General features: G+C 69.8%; 2 protein-coding genes. One reads left to right on the top strand and one right to left on the bottom strand.

Translation table 11 applies throughout. The annotated features are described in order from the left end of the window. Nucleotides 1-320 (bottom strand): ATP-binding protein (locus EHS43_RS43735; protein WP_148104314.1); only part of this gene is annotated, 320 nt, incomplete at its 3' end. Between the two features lie 359 nt (nt 321-679). On the opposite strand from EHS43_RS43735, the gene EHS43_RS43740 reads away from it, so the two are divergent. Beyond that, nucleotides 680-1,570, top strand: coding sequence for an AfsR/SARP family transcriptional regulator (locus EHS43_RS43740; protein WP_125195962.1), 891 nt, complete (start codon nt 680-682; stop codon nt 1,568-1,570). Nucleotides 1,571-1,837 lie beyond the last annotated feature (267 nt).

Consider the following 1,837-nt stretch of genomic DNA (forward strand, 5'->3'; position numbering starts at 1 on the left):
GCGGAGTCCTGGGCGGGGGCCGTCGCGGTGAGGCGGCCGTAGAGCGTCTGGAGCCGCGCGCCGGGTTCCCAGCCGGCGGGGACGGTGTTCAGGAGCTGGCCGAGGACGCCGAAGGGCAGCGCCCGTTCGGCCCGCGAGCAACTGGCGCGCAGCACCAGGGCGCCACGCCGCTGCGCCGCCTCGGCGGCCCGGTGCAGCAGTTCCGTCTTTCCGCTGCCGCCGGGACCGTCCAGCAGTACGACGGCACCCTTTCCCTCGCCGCATTCCGCGAGTATTCGTTCCAATTCTTTTTCCTGCTCGGCACGTTCGACCAGTTTCACTGGCCACCTCCCGTACGAACGATTCACCTGAGGGGCTCGACCGGGCCGAAGCTAGCAACCCCTCAGGGGACCCGGGTTTCTCCGCGCTCACTGGGCGGCAACTGTGCGCCCATTGCGGCGACCGAGCGAGACGGAAGGCCGGAATGGTTCATTCCGTAAGTGTGCGCACCGGCGACCGGGAGTCACGAGTACCCCAAGATCGCTTAAAAGACGCCTCTGACCTGTATGTTTCCAGCCCTCAGAGATTTTGCTGACGATCATGGCCATACCGTTTGACATACAGGGCGATTGGTTTGTTTACTGTAGGGGTACCTCGTGGAGGCGGCTGCCCGTCTCGACTTCGACTGGGGGTGAGCCGCATGCGGTTCAATCTGCTCGGCCCGTTAGAAGCGTTTTCGAAAGACGACCCGGTGTGCCTCGGAGGATTCAATCAGCGAGCCACCGCGGGATTTCTTCTGCTGCACGCCAACGAGGTCGTGCCCACCAGTAAATTGATGCACGCGCTGTGGGGGTACGACACTCCGGCGACGTCCCGGAAAATGGTGCAGAACGCCGTGTCCGGCCTGCGCAAGATCATCGATCGGCACGCGGGTGCCACGGGGGCGGTCACCCTGACGACCACGGCCCCCGGCTACCGGCTGACCGTCGCCGACGACAACGTCGACCTGTGGCACTTCCGCCGCCTGGCCGAGGCCGGACGCGCCGAACTCGCCACCGGTGACCGGGAGTCGGGGCTGGAGCAACTGCGGGCGGCGCTACGGCTGTGGCGGGGGCCGGCGCTCGCCGACCTCACCGAGGCCGGCATCTCCTGGCCGGAGCTCGACGCGGTGGCGGGACTGCGGATGTCCGTCTTCGAGGACTACGCGCAGGAAGCCCTCAACCACGGCCGGCACCAGGAGATCCTCGGCGAGCTGGAGCAGATGGCCACGGCCGAGCCGACCGGGGAGCGGATGTGCGGGCTGCTGATGGTGGCGCTGTACCGCTGCGGACGCCAGCACGACGCGCTGGCCGCGTACCAGCGCACCCGCAACGCGCTGCTGGACAACTTCGGCCTGGATCCCGGCCACGAACTGCGGGCCCTGGAAGTGGCCGTCCTCAACCACGACCCGTCCCTGGTCCTGGACGCCGAACCCCGCTGGCGCCGCACGATCCCCCGCCCGGCCGGGGTCCGGCGATGCGAACGCATCACGGCGGGACGGGGCGGGGCGGCCCGGGGCGCACAGGCGCTGACGCGGCGGCGGCACGGGTAGCGGCCGGCCCGCCCGCGCCATCCAGCCCCTCGCCCGGCCGACACACCACCACCGGAGAAAGCCGCGCGACCCACGGCGCCCAGGCGCTGACCCGACACCGGCACGGCTAGGGCGTGTTGCGAAAGTCCCGTCGTTCGCCCGCAGGGCGGGCCTCGCGGCGTCAGGTGCGTGCTCTCGGCGTGCCGGGCGGAAGCCCTCGTACTGGATGTACTTGGGCTTTCGCCCGGTGCGGCGAAGGGGGTCCCCGTCCGAGCCCTACGCAGCAGG

Origin of the sequence: Streptomyces sp. RP5T (genome assembly GCF_003933965.1) — a bacterium.
In the GTDB taxonomy this organism is placed as follows: Bacteria; Actinomycetota; Actinomycetes; order Streptomycetales; family Streptomycetaceae; genus Streptomyces.